15 protein-coding genes and 1 other RNA gene are annotated in these 12,407 nt (G+C 56.5%); 4 read left to right on the top strand and 12 right to left on the bottom strand.

Annotated elements, in window-relative coordinates; translation table 11 throughout:
• Window position 1: 1 nt before the first annotated feature.
• From flhB to rsmI, 8 genes are all read right to left on the bottom strand, one after another.
• The gene (gene flhB, locus CK911_RS15105; protein ID WP_098970950.1) at window positions 2-1,138 is read right to left on the bottom strand and encodes a flagellar biosynthesis protein FlhB; all 1,137 of its coding nucleotides are present in this window, start codon (window positions 1,136-1,138) and stop codon (window positions 2-4) included.
• The gene (gene lfiR, locus CK911_RS15110; protein ID WP_042061500.1) at window positions 1,135-1,917 is read right to left on the bottom strand and encodes a lateral flagellar biosynthetic protein LfiR; all 783 of its coding nucleotides are present in this window, start codon (window positions 1,915-1,917) and stop codon (window positions 1,135-1,137) included. The genes flhB and lfiR overlap by 4 nt, the downstream gene beginning before the upstream one ends.
• The gene (gene fliQ / locus CK911_RS15115) at window positions 1,914-2,183 is read right to left on the bottom strand and encodes a flagellar biosynthesis protein FliQ (RefSeq protein ID WP_033138173.1); all 270 of its coding nucleotides are present in this window, start codon (window positions 2,181-2,183) and stop codon (window positions 1,914-1,916) included. The genes lfiR and fliQ overlap by 4 nt, the downstream gene beginning before the upstream one ends.
• A gap of 1 nt (window position 2,184) precedes the next feature.
• Window positions 2,185-2,919: a flagellar type III secretion system pore protein FliP gene (gene fliP / locus CK911_RS15120; RefSeq protein WP_005336248.1), complete on the bottom strand. Its 735-nt coding sequence runs from the start codon at window positions 2,917-2,919 to the stop codon at window positions 2,185-2,187.
• The gene (gene lfiN / locus CK911_RS15125) at window positions 2,919-3,296 is read right to left on the bottom strand and encodes a lateral flagellar motor switch protein LfiN (protein WP_068978376.1); all 378 of its coding nucleotides are present in this window, start codon (window positions 3,294-3,296) and stop codon (window positions 2,919-2,921) included. Before lfiN ends, fliP begins: the two co-directional genes overlap by 1 nt.
• Before the next feature lie 8 nt (window positions 3,297-3,304).
• Window positions 3,305-4,177: a lateral flagellar motor switch protein LfiM gene (lfiM, locus tag CK911_RS15130; protein WP_172954029.1), complete on the bottom strand. Its 873-nt coding sequence runs from the start codon at window positions 4,175-4,177 to the stop codon at window positions 3,305-3,307.
• Window positions 4,178-4,404: 227 nt separating this feature from the next.
• Window positions 4,405-4,791: RNase P RNA component class A (gene rnpB / locus CK911_RS15135), an RNA gene on the bottom strand.
• Between the two features lie 167 nt (window positions 4,792-4,958).
• A complete protein-coding gene (gene rsmI, locus CK911_RS15140; protein ID WP_098970952.1) occupies window positions 4,959-5,792 on the bottom strand; it encodes a 16S rRNA (cytidine(1402)-2'-O)-methyltransferase in 834 nt (277 codons plus the stop codon).
• A gap of 199 nt (window positions 5,793-5,991) precedes the next feature.
• Between rsmI and CK911_RS15145 the strand changes: the two genes are divergently transcribed.
• The 4 genes from CK911_RS15145 to dolP are packed head-to-tail and all read left to right on the top strand — an operon-like array spanning window position 5,992 to window position 9,275.
• Window positions 5,992-7,779, top strand: coding sequence for a penicillin-binding protein activator (locus CK911_RS15145; RefSeq protein WP_253860333.1), 1,788 nt, complete (start codon window positions 5,992-5,994; stop codon window positions 7,777-7,779).
• Entirely contained in the window at window positions 7,721-8,092 is a 372-nt protein-coding gene (locus tag CK911_RS15150; RefSeq protein WP_042019596.1) for a YraN family protein, read from the top strand. The genes CK911_RS15145 and CK911_RS15150 overlap by 59 nt, the downstream gene beginning before the upstream one ends.
• A gap of 9 nt (window positions 8,093-8,101) precedes the next feature.
• Window positions 8,102-8,692 (top strand): SIS domain-containing protein, encoded by a 591-nt coding sequence (locus CK911_RS15155; RefSeq protein ID WP_042019598.1) that lies wholly within the window; start codon window positions 8,102-8,104, stop codon window positions 8,690-8,692.
• 4 nt (window positions 8,693-8,696) lie between these two features.
• Entirely contained in the window at window positions 8,697-9,275 is a 579-nt protein-coding gene (gene dolP, locus CK911_RS15160; protein ID WP_042019599.1) for a division/outer membrane stress-associated lipid-binding lipoprotein, read from the top strand.
• A gap of 42 nt (window positions 9,276-9,317) precedes the next feature.
• Here dolP and CK911_RS15165 read toward each other — a convergent pair whose 3' ends face one another.
• The 4 genes from CK911_RS15165 to CK911_RS15180 all read right to left on the bottom strand — a co-directional run bounded on the left by CK911_RS15165 (window position 9,318) and on the right by CK911_RS15180 (window position 12,405).
• Complete coding sequence (locus tag CK911_RS15165) at window positions 9,318-9,743, bottom strand: ClpXP protease specificity-enhancing factor (protein ID WP_042019602.1); 426 nt, start codon at window positions 9,741-9,743, stop codon at window positions 9,318-9,320.
• Window positions 9,740-10,369, bottom strand: a complete 630-nt coding sequence (gene sspA / locus CK911_RS15170; RefSeq protein WP_068978373.1) for a stringent starvation protein SspA — start codon at window positions 10,367-10,369, stop codon at window positions 9,740-9,742. Before sspA ends, CK911_RS15165 begins: the two co-directional genes overlap by 4 nt.
• Before the next feature lie 87 nt (window positions 10,370-10,456).
• Entirely contained in the window at window positions 10,457-11,191 is a 735-nt protein-coding gene (locus tag CK911_RS15175; RefSeq protein ID WP_098970960.1) for a cytochrome c1, read from the bottom strand.
• A complete protein-coding gene (locus CK911_RS15180) occupies window positions 11,188-12,405 on the bottom strand; it encodes a cytochrome bc complex cytochrome b subunit (RefSeq protein ID WP_068978372.1) in 1,218 nt (405 codons plus the stop codon). The genes CK911_RS15175 and CK911_RS15180 overlap by 4 nt, the downstream gene beginning before the upstream one ends.
• Between the last annotated feature and the right edge of the window lie 2 nt (window positions 12,406-12,407).

The following is a 12,407-nucleotide window of genomic DNA, read 5'->3' on the forward strand; positions in this document are numbered from 1 at the left end:
CTTACCTCTCAGGTTGACGTAACTCGGGCGGTACATATAACGGGGCAAGAGGAGTCGGTTTCCTCCCCTTGCCTGCCTCATACGCCCTTAACTGCAATACATGGTTCAATACATAGGCAACTGCCGTGTACAGCCCTGCGGGGACTTCCTGATCCACCTTGGTCGAGTGATAGATGGCTCGCGTCAACTCGGGCAAGCTCATCACCATCTTGTCATGCTGCTTGGCAACCTGACGGATCCGCTCAGCCATGCTGTCGACCCCTTTGGCAATCACGAAAGGGGCATTGGCACGAGCCGCATCATATTTTATGGCCACCGCATAATGGGTCGGGTTAACGATGATCACATCTGCCTGCGGTACCCGCTGCTCGATACGCGCGCGGGCAAGCATTCCTTGCACTTGGCGGATCCGGGCCTTGATCTCGGGACGCCCTTCGCTGTTCTTGTGCTCATCCTTGACCTCTTGCTTGGTCATCCTGAGCTGCTTGTTGAGCGACCAGCGCTGATAGGGCACATCCAGCACGGCAATCAGCATCTGCACGCTCCCCAGCAGAATAAATGCCTGGGAGAGGATCCGTAGCGCCTGTTCGAGGGCCGCCTGAGGGGGCATCCGGTTCATCATCAACAAAGAAGGCCATTGATGATTTAGCATCAACGCCAGCGTGCCGCCGATCAGCGTCACCTTGAGCAGTGACTTCAGCAACTCCATCAGGCTGTTCTTGGAGAACATGCGCCCCAGCCCCTTCAAAGGGTTCATCTTCTCGCCACTGGGCAGCAGCTTTTTCCAGGTCAGTACCATGCCGCCCGGCACAATGCTGAGCAACACCAGCATCAGTGCCAAAAAGCCAAACAGGGGCAGCAGCACCCACAGCATGTTTATCAGCGCTTCACCCAACCAATGGATCATCATTTGCGGATCACGGGCACCTTGCCAGTCAAAACGCTGCGGGCGCTTCATCAACTCGGCAAAGAACTGGCCAAACCCCGGCACCATCCACTGCATCACCAATCCGCCAAGCAGCAGCAAACCGGCAGAACTGAGCTCTTTTGAGCGGGCGATCTGCCCCTCATCCCTCGCTTTCTGACGTTTCTGACTGGAGGCCTCTTCGGTTTTGTCCTGCGCGCTGTTCTGACTCATGCCGGGGTCAACCCTCGCAGTTGTTCAAGTACATGGGTCACCAAATCCAGATAACGGGAGGGCACGCCACTGATGGAGAGCGCCATGGTGAGCAACCCGAGCAACAGGGTCATGGGAAAACCGAGGGAGAAGATATTGAGCGAAGGGGCGGTCCGGTTCATCACCCCAAAGGTAAGGTTAACCATCAGCATGGCGACAACGGCAGGCAGCGTCAGCAACAGGGCGGCACCGATAGACCAGCCAAACAACCCGATCACGCCCTTCATATCGAGCAGATCCAGAGATGAACCCGGCGGCCAGCTACGCAAACTCTGCACCAGGATGTCGAGCACCACCAGATGGCCATTAAGCCCCAAGAAGAGCAAGGCACAAAAAACCGTCATTACCTGACTGATGATGGGGGCAGAATCCCCATTGACCGGATCATTCATCACCGCCATCGCAAGCCCCATCTGCATGGAGAGGATCTGCCCTGCCGTAGACATCACCATGTAGAGCAGCTGGACACACAGACCGAACAACAAACCAAATAACAGCTGCTCGACCGCCAGAACCAGCGCACCGGCACTGAAAGGATCGACAACCGGCATATCTTTCATCATGGGGGCGAGCAGCAGACTGATAATAAACGCCAGCATCAGGCGGACTTGCGCAGGCACCCGGGTATCCCCAAAAACCGGCATCACCCAGAATGCCATACCGATCCGGATAAACGGCCACCACCACTGTCCCAGCCATGCAGTCAGGTCAGCAGCACTGAGGGACAGCAGCGAATTCATCCGATGAGCCCGGGGATTTTAAGGAAAAGATCCTGGAACAAGGTGGTGATCTGCGACAACAGCCAGTTACCCGTAAAGATAAGGGTCATCAAGGTCACGATAAAACGGGGAAGAAAACTGAGCGTCTGTTCCTGGATCTGGGTGGCCGCCTGAAAAATACTGACAACCAATCCCACAATCAGGCCCGGTACAATCAGCACCGAAACCATGGTCACCACCAGATTGACCGCGCCACCAACCAGGGCAACGCTCTGCTCAGGAGTCATATCAGCCTCCCCCACCAAAGCTGGCGGCCAGCGTGCCGACGGTCATCGACCAGCCATCGACCAGCACAAACACCATCAGTTTGAAGGGTAACGAGATGATCAGCGGGGAGAGCATCATCATCCCCATCGCCATCAAGACGCTGGCAACCACCAAATCGATCACCAGAAAGGGGATAAACAGCATAAAGCCAATCTGAAATGCGGTATTCAACTCACTCAAAACAAACGCGGGCAACAGCACCCCGAAAGGCACATCCTCCTTGGCAACCGTTGTTGGTTCGCCAGAGATACGCAGCATCTGCTCCAGATCCGGTTCACGGGTCTGGGCCAGCATGAATTTGCGCAGGGGTTTTTCTGCCTTGGCGATCCCCTCTGACAGGGTTATTTCATTCTGGTCATAAGGGACAAATGCATTCTGATACATGTCCGTCCAGACCGGACGCATAATCACCACAGTCAGGATCAGACTGATGCCGATCAACACCCGGTTGGGAGGACTCTGCTGCAAGCCAAGTGCCTGTCTCAATATGGCCAGTACTATGATGATCCGGGTAAAACTGGTCATCATCAGTAACAAGGTCGGAAGCAGACCCAGCAGGGTCATGAAGAAGAGGATCTGCAACTTGATGTTGTAGTCCTCGCCCCCTGAAGCGCCTGGCGATACCGAGAACAGGGTCATGTCCGCGCCCCAGCCGGGCAGCGAAAATAACAGCAGCGTCAGCAGCAGATAACGCATCAGTCGTCCATGCCACCCAGCAGGTTGGTATCGATCACATCGACCAGGCGCAGACCGTATTTGCCATTCACGACGACAACTTCGCCCTTGGCCAGAAGACGGCCATTCACCCGCACATCCAGCGGTTCACCCGCCAGCTTGTCCAGCTCAATCACAGCCCCCTCTTCCACTCGCATCAAATCGCCGAGAGGAACTTCGGTGCTGGCCACTTCCAGCGTTACCTTGACCGGGATCTGGCGAAAGAAGGAGAGATCCCGCTGTTTGCTACTACTGGTTGGCGCCATGTAGTCTGCTGCGCTGGGCATGCTGATGCCGTCACCAAACAGTTGATCCAGTCCATCCAGATCCAGTGGATCATTCATATTGTGCTCGCTCATGATTCGATTTACTCCTCTACAACCGTCGCAACCTGATAGACCAGGCTGCCTTTGTGTTCTGCGATTCGTCCACTAAAGCAGGGACGGCTGCCAATCAATGCTGGCACCACTTCAGGCAAGTCCAGTGACAACACATCACCCACCTTGAGACACTCAAGATCCGCCAGCGTCATGGACAACTGTCCCATCACCACCCGCAGACGTACCGGGACATGAGTCAGAGCCTGTTCCAGCTGACCTTCCGGCAATGAATGACTGACCGGAGAAATGGACTCCTCAGGAGGAAGCAGCCACATCTGCCAGTGGTGCGTGCAATTACCTGCCTGCAGGGTTGCCTGCGTGGTCCAGAGCTGGCGGTGGGTGATGGAATCCCGCGGCACGACATGCAACTGCCACTTCAAATCCCCCAACCCCAGACACGCACACCAGATATCAACCTGATACTGGCAAAGCCGCAATAACAGCCGCTGTTCAGTATCGGTCAGTCCTTTGCCTGACTGAACGGGTTCCTCTTTTTGCTGCAAGGTGCCACCGAAAAAGAGAACCGCCAGGCGATAGATAACCAGAGGTGCGATCGAGAAATAGACGGCGCGCTGTGGTTCAAGCGGACTTCTCGCCTCTACCCAAATATGGGCGTCGGCAGTCTCTGCCGGACCGGAAAAGGCGAACTCGCCATAATTCAGTTCGCACTCCGCGCTGTTGAACAGCTGGGCCATACAACTCGCAGCCTGCAGGGAAAATGTGCTCAACTGGCCATTGACCTGTTTCAAGCGGGCGTGGTTAACCCGCTCTATACCCAACAGATCATAATGAGGCAGGGTTCTGCCCCGTTCTGCGCTAAGCAGCCGGGAAGGTGTGAGCATTGCGCTGCTTGATGACATTAATAATCCACCTTAACCATTTCATCTCGCCTTACTGCCACAGGGTCGCTCATCAGGCCAGCAGTGTGATAGATACAGACAGTCCAGCCGACCTATATCGACCAAAAAGGGTTAGAACTTTATTACAAATTCCAGAAAGCCGCCATGCGGTGCATCTCGGCGTGAATAATAAAAATCCCGGTGCCGTTAGGCACCGGGATTTTAACGTGATGGTTCACGCGGAATGAGGTCGGAGTTGGCCTGTAAGCCGGGTTCTGTACCGGGTTGCCCCGGGTAGCAATCATTCCTCTAGGCCAGCAATCACTCACTGGCTCAAGCAACCTACCCGCCCCCAACGCGGGCCGCGCCAATAGGGGCCTATTTGGTCTTGCTTCGGGTGGAGTTTACCGTGCCACGAACTGTTACCAGTCGCGCGGTGCGCTCTTACCGCACCCTTTCACCCTTACCTGATCCCTTGCGGGCCATCGGCGGTTTGCTCTCTGTTGCACTGGTCGTGGGCTCACGCCCCCCAGGCGTTACCTGGCACCCTGCCCTATGAAGCCCGGACTTTCCTCCCCTCCGCCCGTCTGTCCCGAGGGACACAACGACGAAGCAGCGATTGCCCAGCCAACTCCGAGGCGCGGATTATAGCCTTGCGATGCGGGTGGGGTAAACCGGCAATTCCTGTTTACAGCGATTTATCGTGCTTCTATCGCACCTCAACCCTGACTTGGCAGCCAAAGTTTGCTGGCACGCTGGTTTGCATCGGTTAGAAAGCAGCCAGCAGGCACGATCACACGACTTAATAGTGCTCAAGGCCGTATTTGTAGAGGGCATTCTTCTTCACACCGTGGATCTCGGCGGTCAGGGCGGCAGCTTTTTTCAGCGGCAATTCGGTCACCAACAGTCCCAGGGTACGGATCGCCTCGGCAGGGAGGTCCTCTTCATGCTTATTGGCCCCAGCCACCACCAACACGATCTCGCCGCGACAACGGTTATCATCCTCACCGAGCCAGATCAGCATTTCGGAGGCGGGCAGGCCGTGGATCGACTCAAAGGTTTTGGTCAGTTCGCGGCACACCACCACCTGACGTTCGCCGAGAATGCGCGCAATCGCTTCAACGGTATCCTGCACCCGACGCGGCGATTCGTAGAACACCAGCGAACGGGTATCTTCGATAACGGCTTGCAGACGATCGTCGCGTCCCTTGCTCTTGGCGGGCAAGAAGCCTTCGAAGGCAAAACGATCGGTGGGCAGACCGGCCGCGCTCAGGGCGGTAATGGCAGCGCAAGGGCCGGGCAGCGGCACGACCTTGACCCCAGCCTCGCGACAGCGGGTGACCAAGTGGTAACCGGGATCGCTGATGAGCGGGGTGCCGGCATCGGAGACCAGCGCAACACTCTTGCCCTCTTTGATCCGGCCGATCAGCACATCGGCCTTCTGCTGCTCGTTGTGGTCGTGCAGAGCGAAGGTCGGCACCGAGATTTGGTAGTGGCTGAGCAGGATACCGGTATGTCGGGTATCTTCAGCGGCCACCAGATCAACACTGCGTAAAATGTTTAATGCACGCTGGGTGATATCCGCCAAATTGCCGATCGGAGTGGGGACTATATACAGGGTTGGGATGTCACTCATGGGATCTCCGAGTGTCCCGACAATTGTGTCGCCATATTGGCCCGTTTACACTATGGCTAACTTCAACACTGGTCGGGGAATGAACTTGAACCGGGTTACAAAGCAGCTAAGTGTATCACGACTCTTCGGCATCATACTCGCGGCAGTACTGCTCGCCGCCTGTGCGTCGGAGCCCAATCAACCGTCAGGGCAGTCAGGCATGCCCTCTGCGTTCTCCAATCTGACCAAGAATGCCCAGTGGTATCTTGAGCAGGTGGACCCGGCCAAGCCGGCCGAAGCCTTTACCTGGCAGATGCTGGCGGCCCGCAGTTATCTGGCGCTGGGCCAGGCCAAACCGGCCTCGGCACTGTTCCAGCAATTGCAAAAGCAGGCCAAGGAGCCCGCCCAGAAGGCGCAGCTGCAACTGCTGCAAGCCCATCTGTTGCTGGCACAGGGCCACGCCAATCAGGCGTTGATCCTGCTGGAAGGCAAACCCGAGGTAGTGCTGGATGCCGATACCCAGAAGGATTGGTATCGCCAGCGCGTGGTGCTGCAGCTCGACATCAACAACAAGTTTGGCGCAGCCAAGTCGTTGATTGCACTGGAGCCCTATCTCAATCAGAGCGAGCAGGCGACCAACCATCAGCAGATCTGGTCGTTGCTGAAAAGCATGACCCCCTCCACCCTGCAAGCGCTGGAAGAGGCCCAGGCACCTGACGTGACCACTGGCTGGCTGCGACTGGCAGCACTGGTCAATGAGTTTGGCGCCCAGCCAAACCTGCTGGCCCGTCAGCTGGCAGGCTGGAAGCGTGACTTCCCCAACCATCCGGCCCAGAAGGATATGCCAGCAGGATTGGGCGATCTGGCTACCACTGCCAGTACCTCGGTGCAGCAGATTGCAGTGCTGCTGCCACTCTCCGGTAACCTGGAACCGCAAGGATCCGCCATTCGCAACGGCATGCTGATGTCTTACAAGGAGAATCAGGGGCAATTCACCCTGAACTTCTACGACACCCAGAGCAAGGCGATCGGCGATCTTTACAAGCAGGCGATCCAGGAAGGGGCAGACATGATTATCGGCCCGCTGCTCAAAGATCGGGTCGAGGCACTGCTTCAGGCCAATCCGACCGTGCCGGTACTGGCGCTCAACGAGCTGGACAAGCCGATCGTCAACGACACCACTTACTACTTCTCCCTCTCAGCCGCAGCCGATGCTGCGCAGGCCGCCCAGTACCTCTACGCTCAAGGCTACCGCAAGCCATTGCTGATTGCCGCCCAGGGGCGGATCGGCTACGGCAGCATCAAGGCTTTCGAGCAGAGCTGGGCGACCCTGAGCCAGGATAAGCCGGTTGTTGCCACCTTTGGCGCCCGCAATGAAGTGCAGGGGATGGTCAAGAACGCCCTGAGCGGCCGCTCAACTGCCCGTGCTGGCGAGGTGGTGCAACTCTCTGATGCCGCACCGCGCAGCATAGATGCCGTTTATGTGGTGGCCAACAGCCTGGAAACCCGGATGATCAAGCCCTACGTGGATGTCTCGGTCAATCCGATGGGCAGCCTGCCCATCTACAGCAGCTCCCGTGGCTACGACAGCGCCGCCACCGAAGTCGCATCCGAGCTGAACGGCATGCGGATCGGTGACATGCCGCTGCTGCTTGGTGGTTATGAAACCCAGCGCGAACAGATTGCGCTACTGTGGCCACAGATCCAGGGTGACCTGCTGCGTCTGTTTGCCATGGGTTACGATGCCGTGAGTCTGGCAGAAAACCTGCAACAGATGCGCAAGGTCAGTGGCATGCAACAGGCTGGCATGAGCGGTCAGCTGAGCGTGGACGCTCAGGGCAATATCTTACGGATGCTGAGCTGGGGCACTTACCAGAATGGCAAGCTGGTCGATGAGAACGCTGTTCAGCAACTGGAGGAGCCATCCAGTGAAGGAGCTATGGAAACGGATGCGCCAGCAATTGCAGAGCCTGTTCCCCTCAGCGACACCCAAGGGACAGCACTTTGAGCTAGTGGCTGAACGCTGGTTGCAAGCCCGCGGCCTGCAACCGGTAGCTCGCAACTATCGCTGTCGTGGCGGTGAGATAGACCTCATCATGCACCAGGGCCAGACCCTGGTGTTTGTTGAGGTGCGCTACCGGGCCAACAGCAGCCATGGCGGAGCCGCCAGCTCGGTCACCCGCGCAAAGCAGCGCAAGATCGTGCTGGCAGCGCGCCACTATTTAAAGCAACATGCCATCAACGAGGCTCATCAGGCCTGCCGATTCGATGTGATCGCGTTCGAGGGTGACCAGCCAGACTGGATCCAGAACGCATTTTAAGAGGACCCTATGACTGACCGCATTAAAGAAAACTACACCGAAAGCATCCAGACCAAGATAGCTGCCGCCGAGGCGCTGCCGGATGCCATCCATACGGCAGCCCAGATGATCACCATCTGCCTGCTCAATGGCCACAAGGTGCTGGCATGCGGTAACGGTCCTTCTGCCGCACTGGCACAGCTGTTTATCTCGGAGCTGGTCAACTGCTACGAAACCCAGCGCCCTTCCCTGCCCGGCATGGCGCTGACCGCCGATATGGCCACCATCAGTGCCATCGCCACCGATCACGGTTTTGAAGAGGTCTATGCCAAGCAGATCCGCGCACTGGGCCAACCTGGCGATATTCTGGTTGTGATCACCACCTCTGGCCACAGCCGTAGCCTGATCAAAGCCGCAGAGGCCGCTCTCTCCCGCGACATGACCATAGTGGTGCTGAGCGGTGGTGACGGTGGCGAGATGGCCGGCCTGCTGGGGCCCAACGATGTGGAGATCCGCGTCCCTTCCGCCCGTCGGCCTCGCATTCTGGAAGTGAACCTGTTGACCCTGCACTGTCTCTGTGATCTCATCGACCAGACACTTTTCCCGCAACAGGAAGATTGAACCAATGAACAAGCAGATCCTCATCCTTGGCATCGTCGCTGGCTCGTTGCTGCTGCAAGGCTGCGCCGCCGTGGTAGTCGGCGGTGCCGCGGGGACCGCCAAGGTTTCCGGCGATCGTCGCACCATGAGTGCCCAGTGGGATGACCAGACCATAGAGTTGAAAGCCGCCAACCAGCTGGCCGACAACAAGCCCATGAGCGCCACTAGCAAGATCAGCGTCTACAGCAACAATGGCCGTGTCCTGCTGGTTGGCCAGACACCTTCTGACGTTTACAAACTGGAAGCAGGCAAAATTGTCGGTCGTATCGAAGGGGTACGGCATGTCTACAACGAGCTGCGGCTCGGGCAACCGGCCAGCCTGACCACCCGTAGCAATGACTCCTGGATCACCTCCAAGGTAAAAGCCGACATGTTCGGTACCAAAAATTTTGACAGCGCCAAGGTCAAAGTCGTTACTGAAAACAGTGAAGTATTCCTGATTGGCCTGGTGACCCGGCAGGAAGGGGAGCAAGCGGTAGAGATTGCCCGCCACGTTGATGGTGTGAAACGCGTCATCAAGGCATTCGAGTTCGCCCAGAACTGAGCCAAACCGGCATAAAAAAACGCAGCCCATCGGCTGCGTTTTTTATTTGATCACTGTCAGGGTCGGACGACCGCTTGGACGCGGCGGTTCGGGCTCTGGCTCCACTGGAGCTTCGGCCTGCTCCAGCCAAATATCATAACCAGGTTCGGGCGGGAACATAGTGCCAACGCCGTTCTCCCGGGCATGAATGGCCAACACAGCCGCCATCGGGATATAAACCTGCTGGGATACTCCACCAAAACGGGCGCTGAAGCTGATGGCATCATTGTCCATGTGGAACTGCATCACGGCACGAGGCGCGATATTCAGCACAATCTGCCCATCTTGGGCAAACTGCATCGGCACCATCACATGGGGCAGGTTGACGTTGACCACCAGATGGGGGGTCAGGTCATTGTCCAGCAACCAGTCAAAGAACGCCCGCAATAGATAGGGGCGGCTCGGGGTCATTGTTGGCTCGCTACTCATACGCCAGAACGGATCTCGCGTTCAGCTTCGGTCAGGGATGCCTGGAAGGATTCACGTTCGAACAAACGAACCATGTAAGCCTTCAGCTCTTTGGCACCACGACCGGTGAGGTCAATACCCAGACTCGGCAAACGCCACAACAGCGGCGCCATGTAGCAATCAACCAGACCGAACTCTTCGCTCATGAAATAAGGCATTTCGCCAAAGATCGGGGCGATGGCCAGCAGATTATCACGCAGTTCGTTGCGTGCAGCGTCTGCATCAGTTCCGGCCATGACCTTGTCAGCCAGGGAGTACCAGTCCAGCTCGATACGATGCATCATCAGACGGCTGTTGCCACGGGCAACCGGATAAACCGGCATCAGGGGCGGATGCGGGAAGCGTTCGTCCAGATACTCCATGATGATGCGCGAGGTATAAAGAGCAAGCTCACGATCCACCAGGGTTGGTACAGTGTTGTACGGGTTCAGCTCGGCCAGCTCATCCGGCAGGTTGGCTGGGTCAACCTGGCAGATATCCACGCTAACACCCTTCTCCGCCAGGACAATACGCACCTGATGGCTGAACATATCGTTGGCACCGGAAAACAGCGTCATTACCGAACGCTTATTGGCAGCTACAGCCATTGAACCCTCCCGTCATTAAAAAGCAGAAACGGCAATGAAGCATCTTGGTCTTCATTGCCGTGCATTATATTACCCACTTCTGGTCGCTTAGTGAACGTCGCGCCAGAATTCCTTCTTCAACAGCACAGTGAAGATGAAGAAGATTACGATGAAGCCAAGTACCCAGAAGCCCATGCGTTCACGCTCCTGTTGTACCGGTTCAGCCGAGTAGACCAAGAAGTTTACCAGATCCAGCACCGTCTTATCATACTCTTCATCATTCATTTCGCCATTACCGTCAGATTTGATACTGACAACCTGCTGGGTTTCCACTCCGTCGACCGTGTGAGTGGCGAACTCGGCACGGGGGGTTCCCTGCAGCGGCTCCAGCACATGGGGCATGCCCACGGACGGGAACACCACGTTATTCACCCCGAATGGGCGGGTCGGATCCACATAAAACGAACGCAGATAGGTATAGATCCAGTCTGCACCACGCACACGGGCAACCAGCGTCAGGTCGGGAGGTGGTGCACCGAACCACTTGGCAGCATCCTTCTCTGGCATGGAGATCTTCATTAATTCACCGATTTTAGCGCCGGTGAAAACAAGATTTTCCCTCATCAACTCTTCAGGAATACCCAGATCCTCTGCAACCCGGTTGTAGCGCTGATACTGCGTCGAGTGGCAACCAGCGCAGTAGTTCATGAAGGTTGTCACACCACGCTGCAAGGAGGCCTTATCACTCAAGTCGTACTCAGCCTTGTCCAGATGCACTGCCCCTGTATTGGCAAACACCAGTGACGGCAGCAGGGTCAGTACTGCAAATATGATTCTTTTCATTTGAATGTAACCCTCTCCGGCAGCGGCTTGGTGCTTTCGTTCTTGCTATAGAAGAACAGCAGGACAAAGAACCCGAAATAACCCAAGGTACAAATTTGGGCAATCAGCGTCAGCATCGGCGTCGACGGCAGCACCCCAAGGATCCCCAGAATCACGAAGCAAACAACAAACTGGGCGATGTTCAGCTTGTGCAGCTTGCTGCGATAACGCACCGAACGCACCTTGCAGCGATCCAGCCAAGGCAGCAAAAACAGCACCACGATGGAAAGTCCCATCATGACGACACCCAGCAATTTGTCCGGTACCGCCCGCAAAATGGCGTAGAACGGCGTGAAGTACCACACTGGTGCAATGTGTGCTGGAGTCTTCAGCCCATTGGCCACTTCAAAGTTAGGCTTCTCGAGGAAGTAGCCCCACATATCCGGCTTGAAGAAGATAACGGCACAGAACAAGAACAGGAAACCTGCCACGCCAATCATGTCCTTCACCGTGAAGTAAGGGTGGAATGCCACCGCATCCAACGGCCAGCCTTTTTCATCCTTATGCTTCTTGATGTCGATGCCATCCGGGTTGTTGGAACCCACCTCATGCAACGCCAGAATATGCATGGCAACCAGCATCACCAACACCAGCGGCAACGCGATGACGTGCAGCGCAAAGAAGCGGTTCAGGGTCGCACCAGAAATGACATAGTCACCACGGATCCACAGGGTCAGATCGTCACCGATGACCGGAATGGCACCAAACAGCGAGATGATGACCTGGGCGCCCCAGAAGGACATTTGCCCCCAGGGCAGCAGATAGCCCATGAAGGCTTCCGCCATCAGCACCAGGAAGATCAGCATGCCGAAGATCCACAGCAGTTCACGAGGCTTCTGATATGAGCCATAAATCATGCCGCGAAACATGTGCATGTAAACCACAACAAAGAAGGCAGAAGCACCGGTGGAGTGCATATACCGCAACAGCCAACCGTACTCCACATCCCGCATGATGTACTCAACCGAAGCAAATGCGCCTTCGGCGGAGGGGTTGTAGTTCATGGTCAGCCAGATGCCGGTGATGATCTGGTTGACCAGCACCAACATCGCCAGAGAGCCAAAAAAGTACCAGAAGTTCAGGTTTTTCGGTGCCGGGTACTTGGCCATGTGGTCGTTGTACATGGCAGTGAGCGGGAAGCGGTAGTCGATCCAGCCCATCAGTTTACTCAACATGG

It is taken from the genome of Aeromonas sp. CU5 (assembly GCF_002586745.1).
Classification (GTDB): Bacteria; Pseudomonadota; Gammaproteobacteria; order Enterobacterales; family Aeromonadaceae; genus Aeromonas; species Aeromonas sobria.